This is a genomic window from Actinomadura harenae, from assembly GCF_003696215.1.
GTDB classification, from domain to species: domain Bacteria; phylum Actinomycetota; class Actinomycetes; order Streptosporangiales; family Streptosporangiaceae; genus Spirillospora; species Spirillospora harenae.
Map to the genome: position 1 here is coordinate 88,679 of NZ_RFFG01000006.1, position 25,234 is coordinate 113,912.

General features: G+C 72.8%; 24 protein-coding genes. 12 read left to right on the forward strand and 12 right to left on the reverse strand.

What is annotated here, in order from left to right; translation table 11 throughout:
• Nucleotides 1-7: 7 nt before the first annotated feature.
• The 5 genes from EBO15_RS04980 to wecB all read right to left on the reverse strand — a co-directional run bounded on the left by EBO15_RS04980 (nucleotide 8) and on the right by wecB (nucleotide 6,081).
• Nucleotides 8-535 carry a hypothetical protein gene (locus EBO15_RS04980; protein WP_122193106.1) on the reverse strand — a complete coding sequence of 176 codons (528 nt, stop codon included), beginning with the start codon at nucleotides 533-535 and terminating at the stop codon, nucleotides 8-10.
• Nucleotides 536-589: 54 nt separating this feature from the next.
• Nucleotides 590-2,083, reverse strand: coding sequence for a hypothetical protein (locus EBO15_RS04985; protein ID WP_122193107.1), 1,494 nt, complete (start codon nucleotides 2,081-2,083; stop codon nucleotides 590-592).
• Nucleotides 2,084-2,133: 50 nt separating this feature from the next.
• Nucleotides 2,134-4,260, reverse strand: a complete 2,127-nt coding sequence (locus EBO15_RS04990) for a glycosyltransferase (RefSeq protein ID WP_233615976.1) — start codon at nucleotides 4,258-4,260, stop codon at nucleotides 2,134-2,136.
• Between the two features lie 68 nt (nucleotides 4,261-4,328).
• Nucleotides 4,329-5,021 (reverse strand): hypothetical protein, encoded by a 693-nt coding sequence (locus EBO15_RS04995; RefSeq protein ID WP_147481382.1) that lies wholly within the window; start codon nucleotides 5,019-5,021, stop codon nucleotides 4,329-4,331.
• Nucleotides 5,014-6,081 (reverse strand): non-hydrolyzing UDP-N-acetylglucosamine 2-epimerase, encoded by a 1,068-nt coding sequence (gene wecB / locus EBO15_RS05000; RefSeq protein WP_122193174.1) that lies wholly within the window; start codon nucleotides 6,079-6,081, stop codon nucleotides 5,014-5,016. Before wecB ends, EBO15_RS04995 begins: the two co-directional genes overlap by 8 nt.
• A gap of 133 nt (nucleotides 6,082-6,214) precedes the next feature.
• Between wecB and EBO15_RS05005 the strand changes: the two genes are divergently transcribed.
• The 3 genes from EBO15_RS05005 (at nucleotide 6,215) to EBO15_RS05015 (ending at nucleotide 10,206) form a co-directional block, all read left to right on the forward strand.
• A complete protein-coding gene (locus tag EBO15_RS05005) occupies nucleotides 6,215-7,639 on the forward strand; it encodes a glycosyltransferase family 4 protein (protein ID WP_233615962.1) in 1,425 nt (474 codons plus the stop codon).
• A gap of 27 nt (nucleotides 7,640-7,666) precedes the next feature.
• Nucleotides 7,667-8,929, forward strand: coding sequence for a nucleotide sugar dehydrogenase (locus EBO15_RS05010; RefSeq protein ID WP_122193109.1), 1,263 nt, complete (start codon nucleotides 7,667-7,669; stop codon nucleotides 8,927-8,929).
• A 98-nt stretch (nucleotides 8,930-9,027) separates the two neighbouring features.
• Nucleotides 9,028-10,206: a glycosyltransferase family 4 protein gene (locus tag EBO15_RS05015; protein WP_122193110.1), complete on the forward strand. Its 1,179-nt coding sequence runs from the start codon at nucleotides 9,028-9,030 to the stop codon at nucleotides 10,204-10,206.
• Here EBO15_RS05015 and EBO15_RS05020 read toward each other — a convergent pair.
• Complete coding sequence (locus EBO15_RS05020; RefSeq protein ID WP_122193111.1) at nucleotides 10,163-10,834, reverse strand: GNAT family N-acetyltransferase; 672 nt, start codon at nucleotides 10,832-10,834, stop codon at nucleotides 10,163-10,165. The two genes, EBO15_RS05015 and EBO15_RS05020, sit on opposite strands and share 44 nt — an antisense overlap.
• A 184-nt stretch (nucleotides 10,835-11,018) precedes the next feature.
• Entirely contained in the window at nucleotides 11,019-11,828 is an 810-nt protein-coding gene (locus EBO15_RS05025) for a GntR family transcriptional regulator (RefSeq protein ID WP_122193112.1), read from the reverse strand.
• 372 nt (nucleotides 11,829-12,200) lie between these two features.
• On the opposite strand from EBO15_RS05025, the gene EBO15_RS05030 reads away from it, so the two are divergent.
• Nucleotides 12,201-12,635: a DUF6292 family protein gene (locus EBO15_RS05030; protein ID WP_122193113.1), complete on the forward strand. Its 435-nt coding sequence runs from the start codon at nucleotides 12,201-12,203 to the stop codon at nucleotides 12,633-12,635.
• A 74-nt stretch (nucleotides 12,636-12,709) separates the two neighbouring features.
• Here EBO15_RS05030 and EBO15_RS05035 read toward each other — a convergent pair whose 3' ends face one another.
• Nucleotides 12,710-14,542 carry an outer membrane protein assembly factor BamB family protein gene (locus EBO15_RS05035; RefSeq protein WP_122193114.1) on the reverse strand — a complete coding sequence of 611 codons (1,833 nt, stop codon included), beginning with the start codon at nucleotides 14,540-14,542 and terminating at the stop codon, nucleotides 12,710-12,712.
• A 131-nt stretch (nucleotides 14,543-14,673) separates the two neighbouring features.
• Here EBO15_RS05035 and EBO15_RS05040 point away from each other — a divergent pair, with 131 nt between their 5' ends.
• The 5 genes from EBO15_RS05040 to EBO15_RS05060 all read left to right on the forward strand — a co-directional run bounded on the left by EBO15_RS05040 (nucleotide 14,674) and on the right by EBO15_RS05060 (nucleotide 19,500).
• On the forward strand, nucleotides 14,674-15,261 hold the full coding sequence (locus EBO15_RS05040; RefSeq protein WP_122193115.1) for an HD domain-containing protein: 588 nt from the start codon (nucleotides 14,674-14,676) through the stop codon (nucleotides 15,259-15,261).
• 33 nt (nucleotides 15,262-15,294) lie between these two features.
• Entirely contained in the window at nucleotides 15,295-15,798 is a 504-nt protein-coding gene (locus EBO15_RS05045) for an SRPBCC family protein (protein WP_122193176.1), read from the forward strand.
• Nucleotides 15,799-15,858: 60 nt separating this feature from the next.
• Nucleotides 15,859-16,575 (forward strand): acetoacetate decarboxylase family protein, encoded by a 717-nt coding sequence (locus tag EBO15_RS05050; RefSeq protein ID WP_233615963.1) that lies wholly within the window; start codon nucleotides 15,859-15,861, stop codon nucleotides 16,573-16,575.
• Nucleotides 16,576-16,611: 36 nt separating this feature from the next.
• Nucleotides 16,612-16,902: a hypothetical protein gene (locus tag EBO15_RS05055; protein WP_122193116.1), complete on the forward strand. Its 291-nt coding sequence runs from the start codon at nucleotides 16,612-16,614 to the stop codon at nucleotides 16,900-16,902.
• 84 nt (nucleotides 16,903-16,986) lie between these two features.
• A complete protein-coding gene (locus EBO15_RS05060; protein WP_122193117.1) occupies nucleotides 16,987-19,500 on the forward strand; it encodes a HelD family protein in 2,514 nt (837 codons plus the stop codon).
• Nucleotides 19,501-19,903: 403 nt separating this feature from the next.
• Here EBO15_RS05060 and EBO15_RS05065 read toward each other — a convergent pair whose 3' ends face one another.
• On the reverse strand, nucleotides 19,904-20,209 hold the full coding sequence (locus tag EBO15_RS05065) for a hypothetical protein (protein ID WP_122193118.1): 306 nt from the start codon (nucleotides 20,207-20,209) through the stop codon (nucleotides 19,904-19,906).
• 315 nt (nucleotides 20,210-20,524) lie between these two features.
• Between EBO15_RS05065 and EBO15_RS05070 the strand changes: the two genes are divergently transcribed.
• Nucleotides 20,525-21,304: a GntR family transcriptional regulator gene (locus tag EBO15_RS05070; RefSeq protein WP_158628133.1), complete on the forward strand. Its 780-nt coding sequence runs from the start codon at nucleotides 20,525-20,527 to the stop codon at nucleotides 21,302-21,304.
• Nucleotides 21,305-21,504: 200 nt separating this feature from the next.
• On the forward strand, nucleotides 21,505-21,906 hold the full coding sequence (locus EBO15_RS05075) for a DUF6292 family protein (RefSeq protein ID WP_147481383.1): 402 nt from the start codon (nucleotides 21,505-21,507) through the stop codon (nucleotides 21,904-21,906).
• A gap of 81 nt (nucleotides 21,907-21,987) precedes the next feature.
• Here the strand turns inward: EBO15_RS05075 and EBO15_RS05080 are convergent, their stop codons facing one another.
• Nucleotides 21,988-22,251 (reverse strand): ribbon-helix-helix domain-containing protein, encoded by a 264-nt coding sequence (locus tag EBO15_RS05080; protein WP_199744341.1) that lies wholly within the window; start codon nucleotides 22,249-22,251, stop codon nucleotides 21,988-21,990.
• 230 nt (nucleotides 22,252-22,481) lie between these two features.
• Here EBO15_RS05080 and EBO15_RS05085 point away from each other — a divergent pair, with 230 nt between their 5' ends.
• The gene (locus EBO15_RS05085) at nucleotides 22,482-23,465 is read left to right on the forward strand and encodes a nucleotidyl cyclase domain-containing protein (RefSeq protein WP_147481384.1); all 984 of its coding nucleotides are present in this window, start codon (nucleotides 22,482-22,484) and stop codon (nucleotides 23,463-23,465) included.
• On the opposite strand, the gene EBO15_RS05090 is transcribed toward EBO15_RS05085, so the two are convergent.
• Both EBO15_RS05090 and EBO15_RS05095 read right to left on the reverse strand, forming a co-directional pair.
• The gene (locus EBO15_RS05090; RefSeq protein ID WP_122193122.1) at nucleotides 23,462-24,343 is read right to left on the reverse strand and encodes a glycosyltransferase family 2 protein; all 882 of its coding nucleotides are present in this window, start codon (nucleotides 24,341-24,343) and stop codon (nucleotides 23,462-23,464) included. The two genes, EBO15_RS05085 and EBO15_RS05090, sit on opposite strands and share 4 nt — an antisense overlap.
• Nucleotides 24,340-25,233, reverse strand: coding sequence for a CDP-alcohol phosphatidyltransferase family protein (locus tag EBO15_RS05095; protein ID WP_378236827.1), 894 nt, complete (start codon nucleotides 25,231-25,233; stop codon nucleotides 24,340-24,342). The genes EBO15_RS05090 and EBO15_RS05095 overlap by 4 nt, the downstream gene beginning before the upstream one ends.
• Nucleotide 25,234: the final 1 nt, after the last annotated feature.

Below are 25,234 nucleotides of genomic sequence, written 5' to 3' on the forward strand. Positions count from 1 at the left end.
GGCCTCTTCACTCGCCGGTGGCGCGCCGCGCGCTGCGGACCGACAGGTGGTCGCCGTCGGTGTAGTACGGCAGGACGGCGACGCCGGCCTCGGTCTGCTCGGGGAAGAAGACGATCTTCTTCTTGCCGGGCATGTCGTCATGGTGCCGGCCGACCCGGAGCGCGAGCCTGCGGCCGCCGCGCGCCGAGACCAGGTGCAGGTCCCAGTGCTCGCGGGGCAGGGCGTCGCGGACGGCCAGGTCGCGGACGGGCACGACCGCCTCGAAGTGCGGGCCGTCGGTGGCGACCGGGAAGTACAGCCGGGAGGGGGTGCGCTCGGCGGTGCGGGTCATGCTGCGCTTGAGCCGGTTGACGATCCGCTCGGTCACCGAGGGGACGGGGGCCTTGCGGCGCTCGCGGGAGGTGAGCCGGAGCATCCACGGCTCGTCCACGGGTGCCCCGTCCGGCGAACCGCCGGAAACGATCGTTCCGAGGATGCGGATGTGGCCGTCCCGCGGCCAGACCTGGCCGATCTCGGCGTGGGAGCCGGCCCCCACGCTGGTCTCCGCAACCATCCTCACCCTTTCGGTCGCCGGTATGGACTCGAAGTATCACAGATCGCTGGAAGTGCTCGAAACCGCTTCGGTGAACCAGCCGAGGGCCGCCGCGAGGGCCGCGAACGGGACCACCGGAAGCAGGTAGCGGTAGTCGAAATCGGCCGTGAACGGGGGCACGACGAGCAGGGTGAAGGCGGTCAGCCAGGGCAGCAGCGCGGGCCCTCCCCAGTCGCGCGCGTGCCGGGCGACGCCCGCCATCCCGACGAGCAGCAGGACGCCCAGGAGCGCGCCGGGCAGGTACACGACCCGCTGGTAGGAGCGCATCCAGCCGGCGAAGGGCGCGACGATCTTCGGCACGGCGGTGGCGTGGCCGTAGGCGAGGGCGGGCTTGACCGCGGACTTCGGCTGCCAGGGCTTGACGGGGAAGCGGTACTCGGCGACCGTCCAGGGCGTCGGGTAGTCGGAGCGGCTCCAGGAGAAGGACCGCCCGGTGTCGCGGAACGCCCGGCGCAGGTAGTCGCGGGGCTGGGCCAGGATCGCCCGCTGGGCGAAGCGGGCGGCGCGGAGGTTGCCCTGCTGGTCGGCGACGCCGCCGGGCATGGCGCGGAACGGTGATCTCGCGCCCCACAGGGCGGCGTAGCCGGGGGCGACGCCGGGGGTGTCGTGCTTCCAGTCGTGGCACAGACCGGCCAGATCGGGCGGCGGCTTGATCTTGGCGCAGTCGGCGAACGCGGCCGTCCGGCCGTAGAGGAAGAAGCCGTCGGTGGCGGACAGCTCGAACCGTCCGTGGACGGACTTGTACCAGCCCGCGTACCCGCCGAGGCCGACGGCGAAGATCGCCACCATCGCGGCCAGCGGCCGCCACCGCGCCGCCCACCCGCCACCCGGCTCGGACTCCCCGCCGGGCGCGGCGGCCAGGCGGGCCGCCCCGCAGAGGACGGCGACGAGCAGGAGCGGGAGCCCGACGGTGCGGGTCAGGGCGGCCCCGGCGAGCAGGGCGCCCGCCAGCAGGCCGAGGCGCCAGGTCAGGCGCCGCCGCCACAGGAGCGTCGCGACGGCGGCCACGGCGAGGAACTCGAACAGGACGTCCGACATGAGCATGTGCTCGAGCTGGATCTGGTACGCGTCGAACAGGACGGGCGCGGCGGCGACCGTGCCGACCAGCCCGGGAAGCCATGGTCTGTCCCGCCACCGGCCCCGCGTCCAGCGCCAGGCGACCGCGTACACCAGGACGGCCGTGCCGAGCCCCAGCAGATGCTGGACGACCACGATCAGCCGGAAGTCGTGGAACGGGTGCAGGAACCACAGCATCAGGGAGTAGGCGGACGGCCGCAGCGGCGACGGGGTGAAGTGCAGGGCGCTCTTCAGGTAGGTGCCGGAGTCACCGAACCAGAACACGGTCGGGTAGCCGAGCACCGCGACGGCGCGCAGCAGCACGGCCGCCGCGAGGGCGGCCGTGAACGCCAGGTGCGGGCCGAGGAGGGCGCGGGCGTGCGGCCGCGCGGCGCGCACGCGCGTGCGCCACCCCGCACCGGCCGTGGTCACCACGCCTCGCTCCGTCTCCGTCGTGCGGCGGCGGCTCGACCGTGCCACCGCGCCTAGTGATCAGCCTTCCCCCCGGAGATACGAGCGCCTCCAGGTGATAGTTCCATGTTTGCTGAATGAATCCCGAAAACAAGATCCACCCAGGCGTCCTCGACGACCCGGAGCCCGTAGGACGTGCGGACCTGGGCGCGGGCGAACTCGCGTTCGTCCTCCCAGCGGCCTCCGGAGACGGTCGCGGCGATGGCCTCGGCCATGTCCCGGGGCGTGCGGTGGATCCAGCGGGTGTCGTAGACGGTGTCCGCACCCGGCCACGGCAGCAGGGCCGGGATCGCGCCGGACGCCATGCCCTCGGCGGGCGCGAGGTGGAAGCTCTCGTCGTCACTGGTGGACAGGACGAACCCGATCCGGCGCAGCCACGCGGGGACGTCGCGTCCGTAGGCGTCGAAGACGACACCGCCCGCGAGGGCCCTGGAGCGCCGGACGCGCCGGAACACCTCCTCGTAGTGCTCGCGCTCCTCGGGACGCTCCCAGATCCACCAGTACTCCCAGGGGAGTTTGGACTTCACGAAGAGCGTGTAGCGGGGGTCCTCCCTGCGGAGTTCCTCCAGGACGTCCAACGCGAGGTCGAAACGCTTGCGGGACGGCGCGATCCCGATGATGCCGAGGTGGTGCTTGGCCCCGGGGAGCTTGACGCGGTCGAACTGCTCGTCGTCCACCCAGTTGGGGATGACCTGGACCTTGTGCGCGGGCCACCCGGTCATCTGCAACGTGAGGTCGGCGTAGTGGGGGCTGACGCAGACGACCTTGTCGACGGCGTCGATGTCGAGCTTCATGGGCCAGCCCGAGTAGAGCTCGAACCGGTGTAGGCGGACGAGCAGTTTCTGCCCCGGCTGCTTGTTGCGGGCGTACCAGAGGGCGTTCGGCCCGCACCACTCGCAGATCACGACGTCCGCCCACTGGACGAGTTCGAGGCTGCGTTCCGGGTCGTGCGTCTTCAGCGCGGGCCACTTGTCGAGGCGGACCTCCATGTCCGGACGGTCGCGCAGGTGGTCCAGCAGCTTGGTGAAGAACTTGAGGTCGTGCCCGGCGACGACGACCTTCAGCTTCCCTTCGCGGCGAGGCTCGGGGAACGTCGCCTCCAGATAGCCGCGCATACGGCGGACGGCGGCGTCCAGGCTGTAGTCGGCGGCAGCGGCGCGGCAGCGTTCCGCGGCCTGCTCGTAAAGCTCGGGGTTCTTGCCAATGAGCGTGAGCGCGTCGACGACATCGCTCTCGGACGAGGCGAAAAGCGGGTAATCCTCGCCGAACAGACGCTCGTGCATGGGGTTGCGGTTCAGCACGACCGGGACGCCCAGGGAACCGCTCTCCAGCACCTTGGTGGAGAGCTCCAGGCTGGTGTCCATCGTCAGGTCGCGCCACGACAGGGCCACATCGCCGCTCGCCGTGAGGCGCATGGCCTCGGCGCGCGGGTGGCCGCCATGCCATACGACGCCGTCCCCGTTCTCCAGGGCGGTCTTCATCGGAGCGGCGAATCCCGCTTCCTGATGGATCTTGTCGCCGACCATGTGCAGCTCGGCGTCCACGCCCCGCGCGCGCAGGAGGGCGGGCAGGCGGGTCATCTCGAGCGTGTTCCAGCGGGGGGCGAACTTGCCCGTGTAGACGAGACGCAGCTTCCCAGAGGGCGCGCCCGCCGCACGCGGCTCCAGACCGTCCGGCAGGACGACCACGGGTGGGAACAGCACGCTCTTCCCCGCCGTCGCCGGAACCGCCGCCTCCAGGAAGCCGCGCAACTCCTCGGTCTGGCAGAGGAGCATGCGCGACGCGTCCGCGATGCGCCGCAGGTCCCCCTTCGACTTGCCGTCGAACTCGGCCGCCGACTGCGGGACGTCGGTCAGGTACGTCCAGAGGCGGCCCTTGAGCGGACCGGCGGCCAGTTGTCCCGCCAGCGCGCGCCCGCGCACGACGGCCAGGTCGAACGGCCGCTGCGCGTCGATCCGCCCGATGACGGCCGCGGCCTCCGCGGGACGCATCGGGCCCTCGCCCGTCAGCCCCTCCTCATGCGGGGAGAGGACGGTCACGCGCGGGAGCGCGCGCAGAGGGTCGACGAGCCGTCCCGTCCGGACGGGCGCCTTCAGGACGAGCGTGACGTCGCAGCCCGCGCGCGCGAGCGTCTGCACCATGCCCTGAGCCCAGATGGCCGAGCCGTCGATCAGATTCAGGTCCACGTCTCCGTAGACGAGGGCGCGGGTCAACGAAGCTCCTTCAGCGTGGCCACGGGATCCCAGTCCAGAACGGCCAGGGTCGGCGGCGGGTTGTCTCCCCAGAGAACGACGGGGATGTCTCGTACGCGCGCGATGCCACGGGCCTCGTCCAGGTCCCGATCGCGGTCGAACATGCCGGGGACGCCGAGATACGCCCACGCCCCGCCCGGCTCGCCCGCGCACGCGTCGACGACGAGGGCGTCCACGTCGGCGGTCTCCAGGACCGTCCGGACGTCGTGCGGGTGGATCGCCACGACCTCGTAGCGGTGCGCGAGCTCCGCCGCCGCGTCCCGGCCGAGGATCCCCGCGACGACCGGACGGTCCGACGGGCGCTGCACGAGCAGCCGGTCCTCCGGCCGGTCGAACCGGTCGAGCCGCCGGGACGCGCTCTCCCGCAGCGTCGCCGACTCCATCGGCCGGTCGCGCTTCTTCCACAATTTGTACAGCTCGCGGGGCAGGCGCGCGGCGCGGCGGCGCGGGTTGCGCGCGGCCCCGGCGACGAGCCGCCCGAACTGGACGGTCGTCGAGGTCTCCAGCGCGGCCAGCCGCCGCTCCAGCTCCTCGACGCGGGCGTCGCTCTCGCGCAGGGCGGCGCGCAGCCGGGCGGACCGGTCCCGCGTGGACCGGTCGCGCGCGGATCGGCCGGGCGCGGCTCGTTCGGGCACGGGTCGTTCAGGCACGGAGGAACTCCAGGATGACGTCGGCGATGCGGGGTCCGGCGTGCCCGTCCCACAGCGGAGGCACCCGGTCCGCGGGCGGCCGTTCGCCCTCCAGGACCTTGCGCGCCGCCGGGACGAGCTCCTCCAGCGACACCAGCCGGTTGGTGCCGTGGGTGAGGGTGATCGGCCGCTCGGTGTTCGGCCGGACGGTCAGGCACGGCACCCCGAGGACGGTCGTCTCCTCCTGGATGCCGCCCGAGTCGGTGACGACGGCCGCCGCGCCGCGCACGGCCGCGACGAAGTCGACGTAGCCGAGCGGGTCCAGGACGCGGACGCGCGGGTGGTCGTCCAGCCCGGCGGCCATGAGGTTCACGCGCCCGCGCGGGTGCACGGGGATGACCAGGTCGGCCAGGTCCGCGACGCCGTGCAGCCGCTTGACCAGTGCGGTCGCCTTCGCCGGGTCGTCCACGTTCGCGGGCCGGTGCATCGTCGCGAGGACGTACCGCTCCGGCAGCGCGTGCTCGCGGCGCACCCGGGCGGTGTCGAACCGCTCCAGGTTGCCGAGCAGCGTGTCGATCATCGGGTTGCCGACCAGGTGCGCCCGGCCCACCGGGATCCCCTCGGCGGCCAGGTGCCCGACCGCCTCCGGGCTCGTGACCAGGCACAGGTCGGACAGCTGGTCGGTGAGCCGCCGGTTGACCTCCTCGGGCATGGTCATGTCGAAGCTGCGCAGCCCGGCCTCCACATGGGCGACCGGGACGCCGAGCTTGGCCGCGACGAGAGCGGCGGCGATCGTCGAGTTCACGTCGCCGTACACGATGACCAGGGCCGGTGAACGCCGGATGAACTCCTCCTCCAGCCCGACCATCAGCGCCGCCGTCTGCGCGGCATGCGAGCCCGACCCGACGCCGAGGTTGACGTCCGGCTCGGGCAGGCCCAGCTCGTCGAAGAACACCTCCGACATCCGCCGGTCGTAGTGCTGGCCGGTGTGCACGACCGCCTGCCGGGCACCGCGTGCCGCGAGCGCGGCGATGACCGGCGCCGCCTTCACGAAGTTCGGCCGCGCCCCGAGGACGTGCACCAGCTCCCCCGCGTCCGCGGCGTCCACGGCCCCGCCCGACGGCTCCCCCGGGAGTTCACCCACCGTTTCCCTCACCTGTTCGCCCACCTGCGCTTTCCCTTCCGTTCATCGGACGCGCCTACGCTCGCCCGCCGTGTTGAAACGCTCCGTGTACATGTCGGCGCTCGCCGTCCGGCAGCTGCGGGACGAGCCGTCCCGGGCCAGCCGTCTCGCCGTCCGCCTGGCGGCCCGCGCCGCTCCGGGCCTGGGCCGGACGAGCCTGGCCAAGCCGAAGCCCCGCGCACCCCAGCGCGAGGCCGCTGACCTGCGCGAACTCCTGGCCGCTCCGCCCTATCCGGCACGGCCGGCGGCCACCGGGGACGTGCGGGCCGTCCTGATGCTCGTCACCAACTCGCTGCCGGTCACCAACGCGGGCTACACCGTCCGGACGCACCGGATCGCGGTCGCCCAGCGCGAGGCGCTCGGCTGGGACACGCACGTGGTGACCCGGCTCGGGCACCCGCTCGCGCAGGGCGTCGGCGACGCGCGGGCGCGCGTGGACGTCGACGGCGTCCCCTACCACCGGCTGCTGCCCTGGGGCCCGCCGTCCGGTCCTCTGGGGGCCGTGGAGAAGGCCGCCGACCTGGCCGGACGCCTCGTCAAGGAGGTGCGCCCGGACGTCCTGCACGCGGTCAGCGACCACCGGAACGCGGCCGTCGCGCTGGAACTCGGGAAGCGGTACGGGCTGCCCGTCACCTACGAGGTGCGCGGCTTCCTGGAGGACTCGTGGCTGTCGCGGTCCCCGTCGCACCGGCCGTCCGACGACTTCTACCGGCTGACCCGCGAGCTGGAGACGCGCCGCATGCACGAGGCGGACGCCGTGGTCACGCTGGGCGAGACGATGCGCGCCGAGATCGCCGGACGCGGCGTCGACCCGGCCAAGATCACCGTCGTGCCGAACGCCGTGGACGAGGGCTTCCTCGAACCGCTGCCGGACGCCGCCGACCTGCGCGCCGCGCTCGGCCTGCCGGACGGCGTCCCGGTCGTGGGCCTGACCTCGTCGTTCTACGGCTACGAGGGCATCGACACGCTCATCGACGCCGCCGCGCTGCTGCGCGACGGAGGCGACGACGTCACGCTCCTGCTCGTCGGGGACGGCCCGGAGCGCGCGGCGCTGGAACGCCGCGCCGCCGAACGCGGCGTGCGCGCCGTGTTCCCCGGCCGGGTCCCGCCGTCGGACGTCCGTCGTTTCCACGCGCTCCTCGATGTGTTCGCGGTCCCCCGCCGGGCGGACCGGGTCTGCCAATTGGTCACGCCCCTGAAACCTCTGGAGGCGATGGCGGGGGGAATCCCAGTAATAGCAAGTGATGTCAGCGCCCTGCGCGAAATCGTGGAACCGGGCGTGACCGGCACGTTAACTCTTCCGGAAGACGCGGAGGCGTGGGCCAATTCCCTGGGGGAGCTCATTTACAGTCCGGAACTGAGAAAGAAATTGGGGCAGGCCGCCCGAGAATGGGTGCGCGACGAACGCACATGGCGCGCGGTGACCGCGCGCTACCGGGCCGCCCACCGCCCCTGAACTCCTGAAGCGAAGGGAGCCACCGGCGTGGATCTGGTGGTCATCGGGCTCGGCTACGTCGGGCTTCCGCTGGTGCGCGAGGCGTGCCGGGCCGGCCTCCGGGTCGGCGGATACGACCGGGATGAACGTGTCATCTCGGGCCTTTCAGCCGGAACATCACATGTGGACGACGTGTCCGACGCCGAGGTCGCGGAGATGCTCGCGGCCGGGTTCACGCCGTCCCTGTCGGACGAGGTGCTGGACGGCGCGGGCGCGGTGGTGATCTGCGTCCCGACCCCGCTCTCCGACGAGGGCGGGCCGGACCTCACCGCCGTGCGCGGCGCGGCGGCGACGATCGCGGCGCACCTGTCCGGGGAGACGCTGGTGGTGCTGGAGTCCACCACCTACCCGGGCACGACCGACGAGGTCGTCCGGCCGATCCTGGAGGAGTCCGGGCTGGTCGCGGGGGTGGACTTCCACCTGGCGTTCTCCCCGGAGCGGATCGACCCGGGCAACCCGGTCTACGGCGTCCGCAACACCCCGAAGATCGTCGGGGGGCTGACCCCGGCCTGCGCGACCGCCGCCGCCGCGTTCTACGGCAAGTTCGTCGAGCGGGTCGTCCAGGCCAAGGGGACCCGCGAGGCCGAGATGGCCAAGCTCCTGGAGAACACCTACCGGCACGTGAACATCGCGCTGGTGAACGAGATGGCGGTGTTCTGCCACGAGCTCGGCATCGACCTCTGGGACGCGATCGACTGCGCGGCCACCAAGCCGTTCGGCTTCCAGGCGTTCCGTCCCGGCCCCGGCGTCGGCGGGCACTGCATCCCGATCGACCCGAACTACCTGTCGTACAAGGTCAGGTCGCTGGGCTACCCGTTCCGGTTCGTCGAGCTGGCGCAGGAGATCAACGACCGGATGCCCCGGTACGTCGCCGAGCGCGCGCAGCAGCTGCTCAACCGCGAGGGCCGCGCACTGAAGGACGCCCGCGTCCTGCTCCTCGGCGTCACCTACAAGGCCGACATCGCCGACCAGCGCGAATCCCCGGCCCGGCCGGTCGCCCGCCGCCTGGCCCGGCTCGGCGCCGACCTCGCCTTCCACGACCCCTACGTCACGTCCTGGCAGGTGGACGGCGCCGACGTCCGGTCCGCCGGGGACGACCTGGCCGCCGCGCTCGCGGACGCCGACCTGACGATCGTCCTCGCCGACCACGCCGCCTACGACCCCGGGCTCCTGACCCGGAACGCCCGGCTGCTGTTCGACACCCGGGGCCGCACCCGCGCCTTCGCCGGAGCGGGCGCCGAGCTTCTATGAGCGAACTCCACCTGCCCGCCGCCCGGAATTCATCGGCAATTTCCATGGCAAGCGCAGAATCCCCGGAGGAAAACCGTCTCCCATCCGGAGTGAGTGGAATGCGGATCTGCGTCTGCACGGTCGTGCACCATCCGGAGGACGCGCGGATTCTGCACCGGCAGATCCGCGCCCTTCTGGATGCCGGGCACGAGGTCACCTATATCGCCCCATTCCGGGCGACCAACTCGACGCCGTGGCGGGAGGTGTCGCCGGTCGACGTGCCGCGCGCCACCGGCCGCCGCCGGCTGCGCGCCCTGCGCGCCGCGCACCGCGCGCTGGAGGAGCACGCCGCCTACGCCGACCTGGTCCTCCTGCACGACCCGGAGCTACTGGTCGGCCTGCCCCGCGCGGTCCGCCGCGCGACGGTCGTCTGGGACGTCCACGAGGACACCGCCGCGGCCCTGGCCGCCAAGGGCTGGCTCCCGGGCCCGCTCGCCCCGCTGCTGCGGCCGCTCGTCCGCCGCCTCGAACTCCGCGCCGAGCGCCGCCACCACCTGCTGCTCGCCGAGGACGGCTACCGGGACCGCTTCCGCCGGCAGCACCCGGTCGTCCCGAACACGACCTACGTCGACGAGCGTCCCCCGGCCGCCCCGGGCGACCGCCGCGTCGTCTACATCGGCCACCTGTCCGCCGCCCGCGGCGCCCTCGACATGATCGAGACGGCCCGGCTGGTCGCCCCCGAGGGCGTCCAGGTCGAGCTGATCGGCTCCGCCGACCCCGACATCCGCCCGGCGCTCCGCGAGGCCCAGCTCGAGGGCGTCCTGCGCTGGTACGGCTTCGTCCCGAACGACCGCGCGCTGCGCATCGCCGAGGGCGCGATGGCCGGCCTCGCCCTCCTGCACGACGAGCCCAACTACCGGCACTCCATGCCGACCAAGGTCGTCGAGTACATGGCCCGCGGCATCCCGGTCATCACCACCCCGAACCCGCCCGCGGTCGCCATCGTCGAGCCGTCCGGCTGCGGCGAGGTCGTCCCCTTCGGCGACCCCCGGGCCGCCGCCGCCGCGATCCGCCGCCTCCGCACCGACACCGCCCACCGCACGGCCATGGCCGAGCGCGGCCACTCCACCGCCCGCGCCCGCTTCCACTGGCCCACCCAGGCCGTCCCCTTCGTCCGCCAACTGGAGACCTGGGCCACCGGCACCACCCCCGCCACGGAACCAGGCACCCAAACCCCCTCCCCACTGGAAGGAGCTACCCCCCAGGTATCCCCAGAACCAAGCCGACGTCCGGCCTGAGCCCGAGAACCCACGGCCAGTGCTCGACCGCCTTCAGCGGGCGGTGGAGCACGACGCCCGACGGGTACACGTGCATGGGAAGCCGCGGGTCGGGGCGCTCGGTGCCGTCGGCCTGCAACAGCACCTCGTCCATGTAGGCGAAGTCGCGCTTGAGGTAGTACTCGTGCAGCCGCACGTTGTCGGCCCAGACGTCGATGCGGATGACCTCGGCTCCCCAGTTGACCCGGCCCCATTCCCCGACCCACTGGATCAGCCGCTCACCGAGCTGCGCGCCCGCATGGTCGCGATCGATGACGAGACGGTGCAGGTAGACGGTCTTGACCTTCAGCTCCTCGTCGGTCCAGAGCAGCCGGTCGGGAACACGGGTGATGTAGGTGGTCGCGACCGGCCGGCCCTCGTCATCGATGACGAGCCAGGTGACCGCCTTGGGCCCGTCCTCGTCCGTCTCCTTGGAGAGCTCGATTCCCCGTTCGATCCGTCGCCTTCGCTCCGCCTCGTTCGGCCAGGGCCGGGCCCATTGGCTCGTTCCCTGACCCCGCAGCCACAGCGCCGCGTCGTCGATCAGGCGGATGATGTCCGGGACGTCCTCGTCGCGGGCAGGGCGAAGAGTGAGGGCTGCGCTGTTCATGGCTCCGTGAAGGGTCCGCCGGCATCCCCGCACGCCGGCGCGATGAGATGGACCGACTACCACGGGACGCGAAGAAGGACGGCCTCGCCCCTTCTCCCGGCCTCCAGGGCGCGTTCGTCTACAGCGCGTCCGGCCGGTGCCCCGCGTTTGGAAGGACGGAAACGTTCAGAACGCCGCCCCTCTCTTAGCCGACTTCCTTACTGAAGGCCCACGGCGACGGCGGAACCGCTCCGATGACGAGATCGAGCTGGTTACGGTCGGCCGGGTACACGGTTCGGGTGAAGCGGATGGGCTTCTTTTCCCGGTCGTAACCGATCCGGTCATGGACGATCACGACACTGCCGGCGTCCCGGAGCGTGAAGAAGTTGGTCTCGTTGGTGTCCGGGGTTCGCGCGGTGATGCGGTCGCGGTAAGCGACCTGCTCGACGCTGAGGACCTCGTTGAGGTAGGCGACCACGCCCTGCTCGATGTCCTCGTCGTCCAGGAGCCGGTCGGCGCCCTGGCTCACGTAGTCCATCGGGTAGTAGGTGGTCTGGAGCGACCAGGGCCGGCCCTCGATGAACCGCTCCTGGTGCCGCAGCACGACCCGGGTCCCCTCCTTGAGAGCGAGCGCCCTGGCCACCTCGGGGTTGGACCGCTGGATCTCGACCTTCGGGTCCTTGTTCTCGAACTCGCGGCCCTGGAGCTGTGCGTCGAACCGGTAAGCCGCGCCCTCGCCACCGGGACCACCGCTGGGCAGCTCCAGAATGCCCGCCACCGTGACCGCGAACGGAACGGTGCCTTCCAGGACGAAGGTGCCACGCCCCTGCGTGGTCTCGACCAGCCCGCGGGTCTTGAGGAGCTTCACCGCCTCACGGATGGTGTTGCGCGAGGCGTTGTCGTAGTCGACCATCAGCTGCTCTTCGGTGGGCAGCCGCTCGCCCGCGGCGAACTCGCCCTCCTCGATGCGGCGCGCCAGGTCATCGGCGATGTCCCGGTACCTGGCCCCGGCCATTTGCCCACTCCTTCGATCTTCGCGTTCCCACCATGCGTGCGTGCTACGGCCATCCTACTCATAGGGCTTGCAGAAAGATAGGAACGAATGAATAATTCACCTAAGGCCTTGAACCGCTGAGCGGAACACTCTCAAGAGCTACATCTCAGGTGGGAAGCGGTCGAACCAACCATCCTGATCAGCCACAGAGACAAGGTCTCTCGCCTCACACGACGAGCGTTCCCATCAGCGTCCTCGCCAAGGAGTTGATCACTACCGCCCATATCGGGACAAAAAGCCACTAACACCTCTCCCTCTGCCGCAAGAGCGTGCAGGCATGGACAAAGCGTCCAATTCGGGTCAAAATCCGAATGACGGAGAGGAGACACGCATATGTCCGAACGGCGATCCCCCGTTCTCGCGCACCACCCGGACCCCTGGGTAGACCAGATCCACGGATATGTGACCCATGTCGTGGAGACCCTCGGCCGCGCGGGCGTCCGTGTCGAGAAGTGCTGGCTCGACCCCGCAGGCCCCCGCGACGCCACCATCGTGACCCGCTCGGCGTCCGCCGACCGTGCCCTCGTCTGGGATGAGGAGACCGGCTGGCGTGTAGGGCTCTTCGTGAGCGGCCGCCAAGGCGAGCGCACCTCCTTGGCCGACATCTCCTATCTCGGCGGTGACGTCCTCCTGGACGGCGACGCGGTTCTCGACCGATTCCTGAGCGGTGTCTCCGAAGAACGCCGCGCTTTCCGCTCCCACGCTGACCTCACCGACGGCTTCGCCGCTCGCCTCGCCTCGCGCTCCCCCTCCGCCGTTGCCGCCTGACGCGAACACCGGCTCCCCTCAAGCTCACCGCCTCCCCGGCCCCGCCGTGGGAGGCGGTATTCGTATGCCCTCCCCTACGGGAGGGTGCGGAGGTTTTGGGCTGTGGAGCGGGCCAGGTGGGCGGCGGCGCCCGGGGGGCGGGTGGCGTCCACGACGACGATGTAGCGCTTGACGCGGAGGGCGATGGTGCCGGCGGACGGGCCGAGTTCGTAGGCGTCGTCGGCGGCGAGGTCGGTGCGGCGGCGGGCCTGGGCCTGGGTGGACTGGAGGGACGTCAGGAGGTCCTCGGCGGCGGACGGGGTGGGGGCGACCCAGCGGACGGAGACGGTCGCGCCGTCCGGGGCGGGACGCATGAGGCCGGCGACGCCGGGCGGCGGGGTGGACGGCGGGGTGGACGGCGGGGGCTGCGGGGCGAGGGAGTCCTGGAGGTCGTACCGGCAGGCGACCGGCTTCGGCAGGCGGACGCCGGCGATCCGGGCGCGGACCGGGGCGCCCGGACGGGGCCGGAGGCGGGCCGCGGCCAGGTCGGCGGGCTTCAGCAGGGTGCAGGCGTCCGGCCAGGACGTCACGGGGACGCCGTCCAGCTCGGCCGGTCCGCGACCGGACGGGCCGCCCCGCAGGGCTATCAGGTGGGCCGCGCCGGACGGCCGGGGCGCGGCCTCGGGCACCGAGACGTAGAGCAGGCCGCCCGCCGCCGCCATCCACGGGTGGACACCGACGAGGTCCGGGTCGACGGCGAACGGGACGGGCGCGGTGACGGCGGCGCCGTTCGCCGGGGTGATGACGTCGACGCCGGCGGGGAGCAGGCCGTCGGTGAGGCGGGGACGCAGGCCGTAGAGGCGTCCGCCGGCCTCGGTGAGGGCGGCGTAGGCGGGCGCCTGGTGGTCCCAGGCGACGCGGCCCCGTTTCAGGTCGACCGCGCTCATGCGCGCGGTGTCGTCCGGGTCGGCGGAGCGGACGACGACGAGCAGGTCGCCGGACAGGGCGCTCGGGCACATGCCCGCGCCGCAGGCGTCCGGGTCGTTCCAGAGGGCGATCTGGTCGCCCGATCCGTCGAAGACGCGCAGGGCCACGCCGTCGGCGGCGAGGACGGCGCGTCCGCGGACGGCGATCTCGGGCGCGTCGTCCGAGCCGAGCACGCGGTCCCAGAGGAAGTGGCCGGTGGCGGGCTCGACGGCGTACAGGTGGCTGCGGCCCACGCAGTCGAGCGCGAGCGCGGCCAGGTCGTCCGAGGCGCCGGACGGCGTGGGCGCGTCCTCGTACAGGCGGCAGCCCTCGGGCAGGCGCACCCGCCAGCGCTGGACGCCGTTCACCGTGGAGCGTCCGTAGAGTTCGCGCCGGTCGGTCGAGGCGGTGAGGACGATGTCCGAGCCGGACGGCCAGTGCAGTGTGGCGCGCGCGACGGCCGCGGGACGTCCGTCCGAGCCGCGCCAGAGCAGCCCGCCGGACAGGGCGTCGAAGCCGACGAACTCGTGCTCGCCCGGCCGGCCGTCCCGCTGGAAGAACGCGACGAGGCGGCCGCCGGTGGCGGTCCAGCCGAGCAGGCTCCAGCCGGAGCGGCGGTACTCCCAGCGGCGCGCGCCGGTGCGGGCGTCGCGGACCGACAGGCCGGCGCCGGCGGCCGTGACGACCTGGCCGTCCGCGACCTCGTGGGCGACGGTGTCGTGCCCGGCGACGGCGGCGCGGCGCAGCGGAACCGTCCGGGTCCAGCTGGTGGTGAGCGGGCCGGGCGGCGGGCCGAGGGCGGGCTGCGCGTCGACGGGGTCGGCGGTGACGGTGTGCCGGACCCAGCCGTCCGTCAGCAGGAACCGGACGCCGACCGCTCCGCCGAGGGCCAGCGCGACCGCCGCGACGGCGGCGACGGCGCGCCGAGGGACGCGGATCCCGCGCCGCCGGATGCGTGCCACCGCCGGTCACTCCCCTAGGTTGGACGTCACGACTCACGCGCGGACCCACCGCGCCCTCCACGGCCGCGCGGCGTCGCCGCGCGATCCTCACCGCGCGGTCCTGCCGCGCCCGGCGGGAAAGGACCCGACGCTTGCGGACCTTCACCAGCTGGCGGACCTGGGACGCCGCCCGGGCGGACCTGGCCGGCCACCCGGCGCTGCCCGTTCTCACGCGCGCCGCGGAGGCCGCGCTCCGCTGGCACGGCGACCAGACCCGGCCCACCGGGGCACCCTACGCCGAGCACCTGCTGGAGGCGCTCGAGGTCCTCGTGCGGGGGGCCGACGTCTCCGATCCTGCCACCCTCGCGGCGGTCCTGCTCCACGACGCCGTCGAGGACACCCCCGCCACGGTCGCCGACGTCGAGGCCGAGTTCGGGGACGAGGTCGCCGAACTGGTCGACTGGGTGACCAAGCCCCCGGCCGGCGGTCTCGGACGCAAGGAGAAGCGCGCCGCGAAGGCCGCCTACCTGCGCAGACTGGGTGACGCGCCGGATCGGGCCGTCCTGGTGAAGCTGGCCGACCGGGCGAGCAACGTGCAGACGCTGGAGAACATGCCGCCGGACTTCCAGCGCCGCTACTACGCCGAGACGGTCACCTACATCCTGCCGCTGGCCGCGCGCTCGCCGTGGTTCGCCGCGTGGTTCGAGGAGTGGCGCCGGGCCTACGCCCACCTGCTCTGAGGCGCCCGCCCCGCCCCTGCTGTAATGGCCTGCATGGAACGGGAGTGGACGGTCGAGGAGTCGGTGCGCGTCGCGGCGTCCCCGGACGAGGTGTACGCGGCGGTGGCCGATCTGCGCCGGATGCCCGAATGGAGTCCCGAACTGTTCCGGGTGTGGGTCCGGGACGGCGGCGAGGTCGGGGAGGGCACCCGGTTCGTCGGGTTCAACCGGCTCGGCTGGCGGATCTGGTTCACGACCTGCGAGGTCACGGCCGCGATCCCTGGCCGGGCACTGGCGTTCCGGGTGACGACGTTCGGCATGCCGGTGGCGCTGTGGGGCTACCGCGTCGAGGGCATCGGCGAGGGCACGGGCGAGGACGCCGGCGCGTCCCGCCTCGCCGAGTACTGGCAGGACCTGCGCCGCGACTCCCGCACGGCCGGGATCGCGTCCCTGCTCGGGCGGGTCTTCACCGGCGTCCGCGCCGAGGACCGCGCGGAGCTGAACCGGCGCGGCATGCGCGCGACCCTGGACCGCGTCCGCGCCTCCCTGGAGTCCTGACCGCACCGGGCGCGGAGCGGCCGCCTTGAGGGCAAAACAGGAACCTGTTCTACTTGTGGCGTGCCCCCCGAAGCCGCGCCCGCCCCGTCCGCGCACCTGATCCAGGGCGACCGCGTCACCCTCCCGGTCCGGATCCGGGACGCCGCCGTCGCGTCCGCGATGTTCCCCGTCCCGGCCGCCGCCGCGCAGGCCGTGATCGCCTACTCCGGCCTGGAGGTCGCGCGGCCCCTCGCGGGACGGGCGGTCTGCTCGCTGGCGTTCGTCCGGTACACCGACGGCGATCTCGGCCCGTACCACGAGTTCGCGGTCACGTTCCTGGTCAGAGGGACGGACCGGGTCGGCGCGTTCGTCCACTGGCTGCCGGTGAACCAGGCGTTCACGCTGGAGGCGGGACGGACGATCTGGGGCTTCCCCAAGGAGATGGCCGACATCCGCATGGATCTCGCCACCCGCACCAAGCGCTGCCTCGTGCGCGTGGACGGGAGGACCGCCATAGAGATGCACGTCCGGCCCGGCCTTCCGGTCCCGTCCGGGAGGGGCGCCCCAAGTGTGGACGCCTACACCTGTATGAACGGCGTGACCCGCCGGACGCCCTGGACGGTCGCCCCCAGCGGCGTCCGGATGCGGCTCGGCGGGGGCGCGTCCCTCAGGCTGGGCGATCATCCGGTGGCGCACGAACTGCGCGCGCTCGGCCTCGAACACGCCCGCGCGCTGTCCGCCGCCACCGTGGACCGGCTGCGGATGACCTTCCAGGAGGCGGTGGAGATACGCCCATGACGGCGGAGGTACGGCCATGACGTCAGAGACCCGGCCATGACGACCGTCCTGGTCACCGGCGGCGTCGTGATCCGCTGCGTCTGCCCCCGCCAGGTCGATACGCCCGGATTCCGGGCCGCCGCGGCCGCCGGTCCGTCCGCTACCGGCCGTATGCGGGGCGTCCCGCCGGGTCGCGTCCTGGACGCCGTGGACCGCTCCCTCGCCCGCCGTCCCGCCCGCGACCTGTACGTCTTCCCCGACCCGCTGACCAGGGCCGTGGCCCGCGCGCGGCGCTGGCTCCCCGGCCCCACCGCGCGCCCTGTGGGACGGATCACCGCGTCACGCTGAGTGGACCCGGAGCGCGTAAGCTGTCTCTTTCGCGTTTCCGGGACGGGCCCGGGACGCCGCCCGACGCAGCGAGGAGCAGCACCGATGTCGTCCGAGGTCACCGACCGTCCGCCCGGCAGCGAGACGGGCGACGGCGCCGACGCCGGGACGCAGGGGACGCCCCCGCTGAAGGACCGCGAACTCGCCGCCGAGCAGCGTTTCGTGGACCAGGCGTACGTGCGGCTCGGCGAGATGCGCGAGGACGCGCGGGCCATGCTCCGCGAGGGCTTCCGGCAGTCCCTGGCCGGCACCAAGGGCTCCCTGGTCGACCGCGACGCGATGGTCCACCAGGCGGCGCAGCGCGCGCACGCCCTCGACATCGCCGACGACGGCCTGGTGTTCGGCCGCCTCGACCTGACCCCGCGCGAGTACGCCGACGAGGCGCGCCCGTCCGGGCAGGCCGAGACCCAGCCGTCCGGGCGGATCGTGGACGGCCGCGAGGTCCGCTACGTGGGCCGCATCGGCGTCCGGACGCGCGAGCACGACTCCCTGGTGATCGACTGGCGCGCGCCCGCCGCCGAGGACTTCTACCGCGCGACCCCCGAGGAGCCGCGCGGCGTGATCCGCCGCCGCGTCCTGCACTCGCGTGGGCACAAGGTCGTCGACATCGAGGACGACCTGCTCGACCCGGACGCCTCCGACGGCCTGTCCGTGGTCGGCGACGGCGCGTTCCTGGCCTCCCTCGCGCGCACGCGCGAAGGGACGATGCGCGACATCGTCGCCACCATCCAGCGCGAGCAGGACGAGGTCATCCGCGCCCCCGCCGACGGCACCGTCCTCGTGCGCGGGGCCCCCGGCACGGGCAAGACGGCCGTCGCCCTGCACCGCGTCGCGTACCTGCTCTTCCGCCACCGCCGCCGGTTCGGTTCGCGCGGTGTGCTGGTCGTCGGGCCGAACGCGCGTTTCACGTCCTACATCGAGCGCGTCCTGCCGTCCCTGGGCGAGGGCTCGGCGACGCTGCGCTCGCTGGGCGACCTGGTGCCGGGCGTGACCGCGACCGCGCACGACACCCCGGACCTGGCCCGGCTCAAGGGCGCGGACGCGATGGTCCACGTCCTGCGCCGCGCCGTCACCGACCACGCCCCCGAGGCGCCGGACGACCTGCGCGTCGTCTACCACGGCGTCGTCCTCCGCCTCGACCGCGGACGCCTCGACAAGGCCCGCGCCGAGGTCCACCGCCGTGCCCGCGGCTCGGTCAACTCCGCGCGCGGCCGCGCCGCCGACGTCCTGCTGGACGCCCTGTGGGAGGCGTTCGGCCGCGTCGGCGGCGCGCAGGCCCTCGAGGAGGACTCCGGCCAGGGCGAACTCGCCCTCTGGAACTCGATCCTCGCCGCCGACGGCCTCGGCGAGCTCGACACGGGCGGCCGTCCCGCGGCGCGCCGCGGCAGCCGCGAGGAGTTCGGCACCCGGATCCGCGAGCAGCGCGCGTTCACCGACTTCCTCCAGGCGTGGTGGCCGATCCGCACCCCGCTGGACGTCCTGTCCGCGCTGTCCGACCCGTCCCGGCTGCGCCGCGCCGCCGGCCGCGACCTGGACCGCTCGGCGCTCGACGCCCTCGCGGCGTCCTGGGCGTCCGGCGTCGTCACCTACCAGGACGTCGCGCTGCTGGACGAGCTCGACGCCCAGCTCGGCACCCCGCCGCGTCCGCCGCGCCGCCGCGCCCCCGCCGACGGCGACCCCTTCGTCGTGGACGGCGTGAACGTCCTGACCGGCGAGGCCGTCCCCGACGACGACTGGGAGCCCGGCATGGACGAGCTGACCACCTCGATCGAGCGCCTGGAGCGCGCCCGCCGCGTCGACGACGGCGTCGTCGAGGAGCGCCCCGAGTACGCGCACATCGTCGTCGACGAGGCGCAGGACCTCTCCCCCATGCAGTGGCGCATGCTCGGCCGCCGCGGCCGCCAGGCCAGCTGGACCGTCGTCGAGGACCCGGCCCAGAGCGCCTGGGAGGACCTCCCCGCCGCCCGCGCCGCCATGGACGCCGCCCTCGGCGGCGAGCAGCCGTCCCGCAACCGCCGCGGACGCGGGGGCCGGGGCCGTCCCGCCCCGCGCTCGGCCCGGACCGTCCGGCACGAGTACGAACTCACCACGAACTACCGCAACTCCATCGAGATCGCCGCGGTGTCGGCCCGCGTCCTCGCGCGCGCCCTGCCCGAGGCCCGCCCGGCCCGCGCCGTCCGCGCGTCGGGCCTCGACCCGGTCGTCCGGGTCGTCCGGGCGGAGGACCACCTCACGTCCGCCCGCGAGGCCGCCGAGGAACTGCTCGCCCAGGTGGACGGCACGATCGGCCTGATCGTCCCGATGCCGTCCGGCGACGCCTGGTCCGCCGCCGACCGCGACGCCCTGACGGACGCGCTGCCCGAACGCGTCCAGGTCCTGGACGTCCTGGAGGCCAAGGGCCTGGAGTTCGACGCCGCCGTGATCGTCGCCCCGGAGACGGTCGCGTCCCAGTCCCCGCGCGGCCTGCGCGTCCTGTACGTCGCGGTCTCCCGGGCCACCCAGCGCCTCACGGTCCTCACCGCCGACCCCGGCTGGCGAGACCTGCTCCTGGGCGTCTGAGGGGTTTCGCCCCGAACGCACAACGTCCGGACCGCGACCGGTCCGGACCACGAAAAGGCGAAACCGCTCCGGCCGGGACGGTGAGGAGGTGGGCCGTCCGGCCTTCACGTGCGGTCAGCGAGCGCTGGGGCCCTCGTCGACCGGTTCATCTGGGGTGGATTTCGGCGACGCCGTCGGCGCCGAGCTCGGAGGGGCGGGTGACCGTTCAGCGGCCGGGGCGTCCGCCCTGGGAGCGGTCGTCTCCGGGCGGCGCCGCGAGATCGGTTCCGCCGCGGGGCGAGCCCGGCGGACCGGGCTCCTTGACGATCACAGGGTCAGCTCGTCCGGAGGGCTCCTGCGAGCTGAGGTCGGTGTGGTTCACATCGGGCCTCACAGGTGGCTTCTTTCTGTGCGTCCCGCCCGGTCAGCCGACGTCGGCCCCGACCAGGGCGGGGTCGGTGGCCGCCTCCTCCGGTACATGCGCGCCGGGGACGCGCGCCTCCGGGATCCGCGTGCCCGGGGGACGCGCGCCCGGAGTGCGCTCGTCGGCCGAACGGCGCGCCCACACGAAGGGCGACCTGTAGCTGGACCGGCCGGAGCCGTCCATGTCCGGACGCCAGAACTGCGCCCGCCGACTCATGACGGAGAACCGCATGAGATAGACCAGGCTGGCGATCAGCCCGACCAAAGCCAGCGCCACCAGCAGATAGACCATCACGACGTCGATCACCTCGGGACCTCCTTGATCCTGGGTATCGTCCCTCTCTGTTGCGCGTGACCGCGTCGACCCGGGGAGGGGATCTCCGCGATCCGGTAAGGCCCGGAACTGGTAGGTACTATCCGAGCACTCAGTGCGTCCTGTTGGCCGGGTCTACCGACCGTCAAGCTCACCCATTCGTGTGGCTCGTCCAGTCATCCCAACCACTTACAACTATAGGATTGCCCTCCGCAGGTGATGCCAAACATACGATCATGCTTCATTCCGAATGAGGTGATGCACTGGTTGTGGACCTCATCCAGTCGTTGGGATGTTTGGAGGCATCGAATGCCTGCCCGATATGAGGAGATCGCCGCTGACCTGCGGCGGAGGATCCGCGACGGAGAGCTCAAGCCCGGCGAGCGGCTCAAGACCGAGAAGCAGCTCGCCGAGGAGTACGACGCCGCCCGCAACACCGTTCGGGACGCCGTCGCCCGCCTGAAGGCCCTCCGCCTGGTGGAGTCCCGGCCGGGCCTCGGCACCTTCGTGGTCGAGCCGCCGGTGAAGTTCCCGATCACGCTCACCCCGTCCGAGGACACCGGCTTCAGCGGCGGCGAGGGCAGAGCGTGGGTCGACGAGGTCGCCAAGCAGCAACGCCAGGCCAAGACCTCCGTGCCGACGGTGGAGATCAAGCAGGCCGACGAGCCGCAGGCCCGCGAGCTGGACATCGAGATCGGGGACATGCTGGTCGTGCGGCACCAGCAGCGCTTCATCACCAACAACGGCAGCGACGTGCCCTGGTCACTCCAGACGTCCTTCTACCCGATCGCCCTGCTCGACCGCGGCGCCACGCGCCTGCAGCGCCCCGAGGACATCGCCGAGGGGACGGTCGCCTACCTGGAGGAGACCCTCGGAATCCGGCAGGCGAGCTATCGCGACCGGATCTGGGTGCGCACCCCGAACGAGGTCGAGATCCGCTTCTTCGACATGCCTCCCGAAGGAACCGTTCCGGTCTTCGTACACCGCCGCGTGGTGACCGATACCGAGGGAAATCCGTGCCGGTACACCCTCACGGTCTACCCCACCGACCGCAACGAGTTCATGATCGAGTCCGAGCCTCCCACCTGACGTTTTCGACACTTCTGGGGCACTTCTCCCCAGAAACCAGAGCAGGAGCGCTGCAATCGCGACGAACTGATGACACAGTGACCTTCAGGGCACCGCTGTCCGCCGCACCAGGAGCGACCGAAGCCCCACCGGATCACGAACACTCCCTCGCAACTTATGGCCGGACCATCAGAGCCCGCCTGAACCAGATGGAGAGAGCCGTGGCAGAGAATGTCGTGGTGAAGCCGCACGAGGACGTCAAGCTCGACGTCTTCCGGCCGTACCTGGCCGAGTCCGTCCGCGCGCTGGAGGCGGCCGGCGCCGAGCCGACCCAGGCCTGGCTCGACCCGTGCGGGCCCCGTGACGCGACGATCGTCATGGGCGCCAAGGCGCTCGTCTGGGACGAGGAGTCCGGATGGCGCGTGGGCGACTTCGTGAGCGGCGAGCCGGGTGAGCGGACCCGGCTCGAGGACGTGCGCCACCTCGGCGGCGGCGTGCTGATCGAGCCGTCCGAGGTGGCCGCGCGCATGGCGGCGGGCACGTCCGAGCCGTACCGCCGGTACCGTTCGCACGAGGACGACCCGGAGGGCCTCGACGCCGAAGTGCGCGCCAGGTACTCCTGAGCACCTCCGACACCGGGGCCGGCCACTCCCTCGCAGTTGAGGCGCGCGTGGGAGGTTCGGCGGGCTGCGGCGTCGTGAGGGTTAGAGGAAGCGGACGCATTCGAGGTCGGAGGTGTCCTCTTCGCGGACGTAGACCTTGCCGCCCTGCTGGATGACGTTCTCCAGGTAGGCGTAGACGCCGAGGGCGCGGTTGATCACGTCGGTCTTGGTGTCGTCGGTGAGGCGCATGAGGTCGGTGAGGGCGGCGGCGCCCTTGGCCGTGAGGTTGACGGTGACCCGTTCGCGCGCGCCGGGGCCCTCGGAGTGGGGGCCCTGGTCCGCCGAGGGGGCTTCGGACTTGTTCATCAGCGGATCTCCTCCACCGGGACGGCTCCTCGCCCCGCTCGCGGCCCGTCGGGGACCCGGTGGCCGCCGCCGTGTGCGGCCAGTATGCGCCTCGGGCGTACGCCGGTCAACGCGGGTGAGGAGGGACTTACCCGGTTTGTCACCGTTCTACTCTTCTTACTTCCACGCCATGCATGCGATGTGTGTGTAACGTATGTACATCACTCACATCTCAGTCCACTGTCATGAGCATGGCCCGCACAGTGCGGGTCACGGAGCGAGATCGGGGGCGGCTGATGCCCGGGACGATCGTGCTGGTCATGGCCATAATTCTGGTCGCCGTGACCATGGTGCTCATGACGGCGCAGCAACTGGCCATGCTCCGGCTGCTGCTCCGTCAGGACGACCGAGGGCGGGACGACCGGTCCGGCGGCGAGGGCCGCGGCTCTCATGAGAAGGCCGGGCCGGCCATGTTCGTCGTGGAGGAGACGTCCGCGACGGTGGCGTCCGTCCCGGTGGACGACCGTGTCCCGGCGCGGCCGCCGCTGGCGGTCGTCCGGGACGGGGAGCGGGTCGCGGACGCGCCCGCGCTCTGGCGGGGGGCGCGGGAGTGCACGATCATGTTCGTCGACATCGCCGGGTTCGGCGCGGCGCGGCGCAGCGAGCGCGACCGCCGGACGCTCCGGGACGTCACCTACACGCTCGTCGAGGACGCGCTCGACGAGGTCGGCGCGGGCCCGTCGGTCTGGTACCGCGAGGACCGGGGCGACGGCGCGCTGCTGCTCCTGCCGGACGGCGTGCCGGCCGAGCGGCTGGTCGCCAGGGCCGTCCCGGCGATGCTGGACGGGCTCCGCCAGCACGACCGGTCCGCCGGGCCCGGCCTGGACCTGCGGCTGCGGGTCTCGCTCGACGCGGGACGCGCCGCCGTGGACGAGCGGGGCGCCTTCGGCGACACCGTCATCGCGGCCTCGCGCCTCCTGGACGCCCCGCTCCTCAAGGACCGGCTGACCGAGCCCGGACGACTGCTCGCCCTGATCCTCTCCGCGCGCGTGCACGCGGCGCTGCCCGAGACGGACGCGTTCGAGCGGATCGACGTCCACGTCAAGGAGCACCGGCTCGTCGGCTGGACGGCCCTGTACGGCGCCGACCTGGACGGGGCCGGCGGCCTCGACCACCGGGCCGTCCTGCCGCACCGGGCCCGGAGGCTGATCCGGGCCGGGCGGGCGGCGGGTTAGATGATCGGCGGACGGCCCGTCCGGGTCATCCGCCAGGCGGTCTTCCACGAGATCGGGCGGCGCGGCCCCGCGGGCTTGCGCCAGCCCTCGGCGAAGCCCTGGAACCAGGGCTTCAGCGCGCTCGGCTTTCGCTCGCGCAGGACGGTCATGCCGACCCAGACGCCGAGGTAGGTCAGCGCCAGCAGCCAGGGCAGGTTGCGGCGCGCGAGCCAGACGCGGTTCCGGGCGTTGTACCGGTAGAACATCTCGTGCCGCGTCGGCAGGACGGCCGGGTGGAACATCACCGCGGACGCGTCGTACACGATGTGGTAGCCCGCGTTGAGGACCTGCCAGGCGAGGTCGGTCTCCTCGTGGGCGTAGAAGAAGTCCTCGGGCAGGCCGCCGCCCGCGTCGAACGCGGCGCGGCGGACGGCGCAGGCGCCGCCGAGGAACGTCGTGACCGCGGACGAGCGCTCCGGGTCGCCCGCGCGGAGCCGGGGCACGTGCCGGCGCTCGCCGCGTCCGCCCTCGGGGTCCCGGACGCGGAACGAGACGATCCCGAGGGTCGGGTCGGCGGCGAACCGGTCGCGCAGGTGGACGCCTAGACGGGGCGAGCGGTACCAGCCGTCGTCGTCCAGGAACAGGATCAGGTCACCGCTGGACACCTCGACGCCGCGGTTGCGGCCGCCGGGGATGCCGAGGTTGCGGGGCAGGCTGAGCGTCTTGACGCGCGGGTCGCTGAACGGCGCCTCGTGGGCGCGCTCGCCGACCGGGTCGACGCCGTTGCCGACGAGGACGACCTCGACGTCCACGTGCTCCTGGTCGAGCGCGCTCTGCACGGCGCGGGCGAGCTCGACCGGACGGTTGCCCATGGTCAGGACGACGACGCTGAGTTTCACTTGAGCCTCCGCGAGGCCAGGATGCTGACCAGGTGCAGCAGGGTCTGCACGACGGCGACCGCGGCGACCGCGACGCACAGCACCCGCATGGCGGCCGGGGTGTCGGTCTTGAGCACGGCGTCCAGCACGGCGGCGGCCAGGATGAACAGGGACAGCTCGACCGCGCCGATGATCCGGTGGAAGCCCAGCAGGGACGCGGCCTGACGGGCCAGCGCGATCTTGGTGGAGCGGGGCCGGAGCGCCCGGTCGCCGCCGGTCGGGTCGGCCGCGAGGCCCGACTTGGCCCGCGCGACGACGACGTTGTCGGTCTCGGCCTTGATCAGCGCGGCGCCGAGCGCGGCCAGCAGGCCCAGCTCGACGTAGCCGCCGTTGCGCCAGCCGCCCTGGGCGGCGAAGCCGAGGCCGGTCAGGAGCGCGACCTCGGACAGGTAGTGCCCGATCCGGTCGAGGAAGACGCCCGCGACCGAGGTGCGCCGCAGGTACCGGGCGACCTCGCCGTCGATGCAGTCGAGCAGCAGGTAGACCTGGATGAGGACCGCGCCGCCGAGCGCGGGCCCGATCGCGGCCGTCCCGGTCGCCGGGATCGACACGACCGCGCCGGCGAGGACGCCGCACGCCATCATCATGTAGGTGAGCTGGTTCGGGCTGAACCCGAGCCGCAGCGCCACCCAGGAGACGTAGGGCGACAGGGACCGCATGTAGTAGCGGCCGGCCCAGTGCTCCTCGTTGCGCCGGTCCTTCAGGCCGGGCGGCTGCCCGTACCGCCGGACGTCCCGGACCTTCGCCGTCTTGCGCGACGGGCGGTCGTCCAGAGGCGGCGCGTACGCGGCCTCCGGCTCGGACGGACCGGGGGGTGTGGGGGGGCGTCCCCCCTCGGTCGGAACGGTCACG

Bases quoted from the DNA above. Each gene is read 5' to 3' on its own strand.
- EBO15_RS04990 (WP_233615976.1), bottom strand. From the start codon at position 4,260: ATGGTGCAGACGCTCGCGCGCGCGGGCTGCGACGTCACGCTCGTCCTG.
- EBO15_RS05015 (WP_122193110.1), top strand. From the start codon at position 9,028: ATGCGGATCTGCGTCTGCACGGTCGTGCACCATCCGGAGGACGCGCGG.
- EBO15_RS05020 (WP_122193111.1), bottom strand. From the start codon at position 10,834: ATGAACAGCGCAGCCCTCACTCTTCGCCCTGCCCGCGACGAGGACGTC.
- EBO15_RS05025 (WP_122193112.1), bottom strand. From the start codon at position 11,828: ATGGCCGGGGCCAGGTACCGGGACATCGCCGATGACCTGGCGCGCCGC.
- EBO15_RS05030 (WP_122193113.1), top strand. From the start codon at position 12,201: ATGTCCGAACGGCGATCCCCCGTTCTCGCGCACCACCCGGACCCCTGG.
- EBO15_RS05045 (WP_122193176.1), top strand. From the start codon at position 15,295: ATGGAACGGGAGTGGACGGTCGAGGAGTCGGTGCGCGTCGCGGCGTCC.
- EBO15_RS05055 (WP_122193116.1), top strand. From the start codon at position 16,612: ATGACGACCGTCCTGGTCACCGGCGGCGTCGTGATCCGCTGCGTCTGC.
- EBO15_RS05060 (WP_122193117.1), top strand. From the start codon at position 16,987: ATGTCGTCCGAGGTCACCGACCGTCCGCCCGGCAGCGAGACGGGCGAC.
- EBO15_RS05070 (WP_158628133.1), top strand. From the start codon at position 20,525: ATGCCTGCCCGATATGAGGAGATCGCCGCTGACCTGCGGCGGAGGATC.
- EBO15_RS05080 (WP_199744341.1), bottom strand. From the start codon at position 22,251: ATGAACAAGTCCGAAGCCCCCTCGGCGGACCAGGGCCCCCACTCCGAG.
- EBO15_RS05085 (WP_147481384.1), top strand. From the start codon at position 22,482: ATGGCCCGCACAGTGCGGGTCACGGAGCGAGATCGGGGGCGGCTGATG.